Source organism: Amycolatopsis orientalis DSM 43388, assembly GCF_000411975.1.
In the GTDB taxonomy this organism is placed as follows: domain Bacteria; phylum Actinomycetota; class Actinomycetes; order Mycobacteriales; family Pseudonocardiaceae; genus Amycolatopsis; species Amycolatopsis orientalis_D.
In genome coordinates this window covers 1-5,292 of the sequence record NZ_ASXG01000190.1, presented here as the reverse complement: position 1 = coordinate 5,292, position 5,292 = coordinate 1, and the positions used below count along the sequence as shown (strand labels likewise).

The window sequence follows — 5,292 nt, the reverse complement described above, 5'->3', positions numbered from 1 at the left end:
GGAGAAGCCCTTGCCCTCGCCGCGCAGCAGAACGGCTTTCACCGCCGGGTCGCGGTCGAATTCGCGCCAGATGTCGGCGAGTTCGGCGTGCGCGGCTTCGCTGACCGCGTTGAGATTCGGGGCGTCCAGGACCAGCTCGATGACGCCGTCCTCGTCCGGCCCGTCGACCCGCAAGTTCTCGAACCGTGCGTAGCGGCTCATCCAGCTTCCCTCCGTCGTCCGGACCATGTCCTGGCGTTCCTCGAGGTGCGGCGTTCCGTCCATTCCGGACAGTTCCGCGGTCGGCGAAGGAATACTTTATCAGCAATGCGGCCGCCGATTCGCTCGAACAGCAGGCAGGAGCGCGCTTCGCGGAAGGCGGCCTATGTAATACTTTATCTGGATGACGTTCGCCGGAGGGGGAGGCTGAGGCGATGCCCGACACCACGGGCGCGGGACCGCGCCGCGGCGGTCCGGCGAACCTGAAAGCGCTGGCCGCGCACGAAATCCGGCGGCGGGTCTTCTCCGGCCAGCTGCGCGCGGGGGAGAAGATCGACCAGGAGGCGCTGGCCGACGAACTCGGCATCAGCAAACTGCCGATCCGGGAAGCGCTGATCACACTCGACCACGAGGGCGTGGTGGAGCACATCGCCCGGCGCGGCGCGTTCGTCGCGCAGATGACCCGGGACGACATCCGCGACCACTACCGCGTGTTCGGCCTCGTCTCCGGCCTGGCGGCGGAGCGTGCGGCGAAGAACATTTCGCCGGAAAGCCTGCAGGCGCTGCACGATCTCGCGGACCGGATGGAGTCCGGAGTGGACCGGGCCGAACAGGAACGGCTGAACTTCGAATTCCACCGCCGGATCAACTACGCCGCCGGCTCCCGCCGGCTGGTCTCGATCCTGGGCATTCTGGCGAAAACGGTGACGCACGGGTTTTACGAGGCGCACGAGGACTGGCCGGGCAAGGCGCACGAAGACCACCGGAAGATCCTGAACGCGCTCAGCGCCCGGTCGGCTTCGCGGGCCCGGTCCATTGTGGAGAAACACTTCTCGGACGGCGGGGAGCGCGCGGTCGCCCTGCTGGAGCGCCAGGGTTTCTGGGACCGTTGAGTCCGTGCGTCAGCGCCGGTTCAGCAACTGTGCCAAGTGGACGCCGCGCACGCCGGCCAGCTGGTCAGCCTGAGTGCGGCACGAGAAACCGTCGGCGAGGAACACGGCGTCCGGGTTTTCCCGCAGGGCCGGAAGCAATGCGTTTTCCGCTACCGCAACGGAAATGTCGTAGTGACCGCGTTCCATGCCGAAGTTCCCGGCCAGTCCGCAGCATCCGGCGAGAGTGCGCAGTTCCGCGCCGGTAGCCGTGAGGAGGGCCTGGTCGGCCTCGAAGCCCAGCACCGAGTGGTGGTGGCAATGCGGCTGCGCGACCACGGTGACGCCGGACAGGTCCGGCGCTTGCCAGCCTTCCGTTGTGGCGAGGAGTTCGGCGAGGGTGGTGACCGCGCCGGAAACGGTTTCGGCGTCCGGATCTCCGGGCAACAGGTCGAGCAGATCAGACCGCAGAACGGCGGTGCACGACGGTTCGACGCCGACGATCGGGAGCCCGGCCTGCGCGTACGGCCGCAGCGTGTGCACGAGATCGCGGAGCTTCTTGCGGGCGGTGTCGAGCTGCCCGGTGGTGATCCAGGTGAGCCCGCAGCACGGACGACGCGGCGGGACGAGCACGCGGTATCCGGCGTCCGCGAGCACCGCCGCGACCGCTTCGGCGACCTCGGGGTCCATCCCGTCGGAGAAGGAATCCGCCCACAGCACCACTTCCGGCCCCTGCTCGCGGATCCTGCGCCGGGACCGGGTGAACGTCCGGCGGGCGAATCTCGGCGCCCGGCGCCGGGTGTCCACTCCGGACAGGGCTAACAGGACCTTCTCGACCGGACGGATCGACATCAGCGCGTTCACGACGAGCGGGCCGAGCACCGGCACCCGGTGCAGCAGGCGGAGCCACTCCGGAAGCCGGCCGAGCGTGTAGTGCGAGACGGGACGAATCCGGTGCCGGTATTTCCGGTGCAGCGCTTCGGATTTGTATTGCGCCAGGTCGACCCCGGCCGGGCAGTCGCTGCCGCATGCCTTGCAGGACAGGCAAAGATCGAGCGATTCGTGGACCGCGGGGTCTGCCCACCCGGAGACCAGTGAGCCGTTCGCGACTTCCTGCAGCACCCGGGCCCGGCCGCGGGTGCTGTCCTTCTCGTCGCGAGTGGCGAGATAGGACGGGCACATGAACCCGCCGGCCGCCCGGTTGTCGGCGCGGCATTTCCCGACGCCGACGCAACGGTGCACGGCGCGGGTGAAGTCGCCGCCGTCGTGCGCGAAGGAAAAGCCGCCCGCGATGACCGGGAGCGGACGGGCCTGAGGACGGCGGAGGTCGGCGTCGAGCGGATGCGGCCGGACGACGACGCCCGGGTTGAGCAGGTCGTCGGGATCGAAGAGGTGCTTGACCGCGCCGAACAGTTCGATCGCTTCGGCGGAGTACATCCGCGGCAGCAGTTCGCCGCGCGCTCGGCCGTCGCCATGCTCGCCGGAGAACGAGCCGCCGTAGCCGACGACCAGCTGCGCGGCCGCGGTCATGAACGCGCGGAAGACCGACGCGTCGCGTTCGAGCGGCAGGCCGAGCCGGACGTGCACGCAACCGTCGCCGAAGTGGCCGTAAGGGAGTCCTTCGAGGCCGAATTCGTCGAGCAGAGCGTCGAAATCGCGCAGATACGCGCCGAGCCGTTCGGGCGGCACCGCGGCGTCCTCCCAGCCGGGCCACGCCTGCTCGCCGGTCGGCGTCCGGCCCGCCAGCCCGGCCCCGTCCTCGCGGATCCGCCACATCGCGGCGGCCTCGGCGCCGTGGGTCAGCACCACGTGGTCGAGCGCCTGAGAGTCGGCGACGAGCCGCTCGGCGCGGTGCCGGGCCTCGGCTTCCGTCTCGCCGCCGACCTCGATCATCAGCCAGCCGCGGCCGTCCGGGAGCGTGGGCACGCGGCCGCGATGGTGGCGCACCAGGTCGACCAGCCGGGCGTCGAGCCCTTCGACCGCCAGCGGCCGGTGCGGCAGCAAGCCCGGCACCGCGTCGCCGGCCGTTGCCATGTCCGGATAGCCGAGGACGACCAGCAGGCGCGCGGGGGAGATGTCCACGAGGTCGACGGTCGCTTCCAGCGTGACCGCCAGGGTGCCTTCGGTGCCGACCAGCGCGCGGGCCAGCGACCGGCTGTTCTCCGGCAGCAGATGTTCGAGCGAATAGCCGGACACTTGCCGGCTGAACCGGCCGAATTCGGTGCGGACCAGGCTGAGCCGGGTGTCGATCAGCTCGGCGAGGCCGGGCACCGCGCTTGCCGGACCCGCGGTGAACCGGCGTCCGGTGCCGTCAGCCACGCTGAGCTCGCGGACGTTTTCCGCGGTGCGCCCGTAGGCGATCGCGTGCGGCCCGCAGGCGTTGTTGCCGATCATGCCGCCGAGCGTCGCGCGGGCGTGCGTGGACGGGTCGGGGCCGAAACGCAACCCGTGGGGCGCGGCGGCGCGCTGCAGGTCGGCGAGGACGACGCCGGGCTGCACGACCGCGGTCCGCGCCTTCGGGTCGAGGTCGACGACGCGGTTGAGATGCCGCGAGAAGTCGATCACCACACCGGGTCCGATCGCGTTGCCCGCGACCGACGTGCCCCCGCCGCGGCTGGTCAGCGGAACGCCGTGGCGGCGGGCGATCTCGAGGGTCGCGAGAACGTCGCCGGTTTCCCGCGGCAGCACGACGACCTGCGGGACGACACGGTAATTGGACGCGTCAGCGGAGTACTCGGCGCGCCGGCGGACGTCGGCGTGCACCTCGCCGCGGACGTTCGCGCGGAGGTCGGCGAGCAGATCGGTTTCGGTGGGCATCCCGGGGTGAATTTAGGTGTTTCAAACAGTGCCGTCAATCCGTACGCTGGCCCGATGACCTCGGGACGGAGGGGACCGCGGCCGGAGCTGGCCCGGGTGCGCCGGGTCAGCGTGGTGGACTCGCTGGTCGAGCAGATGACCCGGAAAATCCTCGGCGGCGAATGGCCGCCCGGGACCGCGCTGCCGTCGCTGCGGCAGTTCGCGGCCTCGGCCGGGGTGTCGATGCTGACCGTCCGGGAAGCGGTCCGCACGCTGCAGGCGCGCGGCTGGGTCGAGACGCGCCAGGGCGTCGGAACGTTCGTTCTGGAACCGGAGGCCAGCCGCTTCGTGCCGTGGCAGCTGGGCGCGTCGGACGTGGCCGAGTACCGGGAGCTGGTCGAGGCGAGGGAGGCGATCGAATCGACCGTCATCGCCTTGGCCGCTCGCCGCCGGACCGCCGCTGAGCTGGCGGTTTTGACGGGTCTGGTCGACCGGATGGCGGCGGCGCTGACCGACCGGGACCGCTTCCTGGAGGCGGACGCGGAGTTCCACGTCGCGGTCGCTGAGGCCGCGCACAACCGGATCCTGCTCCGGAGCATGCTCGCGATCCGCCTCCCGCTGCGCCGCCTGATGGCCGACCGGCTCCGCGAAGAACTCGCCGAACACGGCGATCTCACCCGGTCGTGGGAAGACCACCGGGCGATCGCGGAGGGGATCCGGGCGGGCGCCGCGGAGCCCGGATGCGCCGCGCTGGCACGCATCGCCGCCCGCGGACGGTCCTATGTGGACTCGAAGCTGCCGGGTTTGCCGCCCGGCCGTCCGGGTAACCGGACTCCCGACGACGACGCCGGGAGGTGATCGACGTGGCCACGCACGAGACCGTGGACGAGGAGCTGTGGACGGAATTCCACCGGGTCGTGAACATGACCTCGCGGGAGCTGGCCGATTGGCTGCGCACCCGGGAAGCGGGCCCGGAAACCGAACCGCTGCCGGACCAGGCGGGCCCCGCGACCGGACGGAAGGTGCTGGCGATCCTGGGCAAGCGCAAGTCGGACGTGAACGAGAACGACGTCGAGGTGATGCGCGACGTGGTCGACCGCGTGCACGCCTCGCGCCGCGACGACCTGGAACCCGTCGCCGGGGACGCGGGGTGGCGGCAGGGCCTGATGTCCCTGGGACACGACCCGGTGAAACCGGTGCGGGACTGATCCGGCCGGCTCGTCAGGGGAGGACGGACAGCTGGGACCGAGGTGCGCCTTGGCAGCTCGGCCACGGCGGGCCTTTCGGTGCGCGTTCTGCGCGGGTTGTGTGCGGGAACGCCCGATGCGGACGTTCTTTGTCTGGGCAAGCCCCGCCGGGTCGTTCGTTGTGCGGGGAAGCCTCGCCCGGTCGTTCCTTGTGGGGGCGAGCCCCGTCGGGTCGTTGCTTG

The 5,292-nt window shown here is 70.9% G+C and carries 4 protein-coding genes and 1 pseudogene; 3 read left to right on the top strand and 2 right to left on the bottom strand.

Features of this window, described 5'->3' with window-relative positions:
- Positions 1 to 201: pseudogene (locus L942_RS38850) on the bottom strand (enoyl-CoA hydratase); the annotation flags it as partial.
- Between the two features lie 212 nt (positions 202 to 413).
- Here L942_RS38850 and L942_RS38845 point away from each other — a divergent pair.
- The gene (locus tag L942_RS38845; RefSeq protein ID WP_037370091.1) at positions 414 to 1,091 is read left to right on the top strand and encodes a GntR family transcriptional regulator; all 678 of its coding nucleotides are present in this window, start codon (positions 414 to 416) and stop codon (positions 1,089 to 1,091) included.
- Positions 1,092 to 1,100: 9 nt separating this feature from the next.
- Here L942_RS38845 and L942_RS38840 read toward each other — a convergent pair whose 3' ends face one another.
- Positions 1,101 to 3,884, bottom strand: a complete 2,784-nt coding sequence (locus L942_RS38840; RefSeq protein ID WP_037370089.1) for an FAD-binding and (Fe-S)-binding domain-containing protein — start codon at positions 3,882 to 3,884, stop codon at positions 1,101 to 1,103.
- A 54-nt stretch (positions 3,885 to 3,938) separates the two neighbouring features.
- Between L942_RS38840 and L942_RS38835 the strand changes: the two genes are divergently transcribed.
- Positions 3,939 to 4,721 carry a FadR/GntR family transcriptional regulator gene (locus tag L942_RS38835; RefSeq protein WP_081655402.1) on the top strand — a complete coding sequence of 261 codons (783 nt, stop codon included), beginning with the start codon at positions 3,939 to 3,941 and terminating at the stop codon, positions 4,719 to 4,721.
- A gap of 5 nt (positions 4,722 to 4,726) precedes the next feature.
- Positions 4,727 to 5,071 carry a DUF3140 domain-containing protein gene (locus L942_RS38830; RefSeq protein ID WP_037370095.1) on the top strand — a complete coding sequence of 115 codons (345 nt, stop codon included), beginning with the start codon at positions 4,727 to 4,729 and terminating at the stop codon, positions 5,069 to 5,071.
- Positions 5,072 to 5,292: the final 221 nt, after the last annotated feature.

Bases quoted from the DNA above. Each gene is read 5' to 3' on its own strand.
- L942_RS38845 (WP_037370091.1), top strand. From the start codon at position 414: ATGCCCGACACCACGGGCGCGGGACCGCGCCGCGGCGGTCCGGCGAAC.
- L942_RS38840 (WP_037370089.1), bottom strand. From the start codon at position 3,884: ATGCCCACCGAAACCGATCTGCTCGCCGACCTCCGCGCGAACGTCCGC.
- L942_RS38835 (WP_081655402.1), top strand. From the start codon at position 3,939: ATGACCTCGGGACGGAGGGGACCGCGGCCGGAGCTGGCCCGGGTGCGC.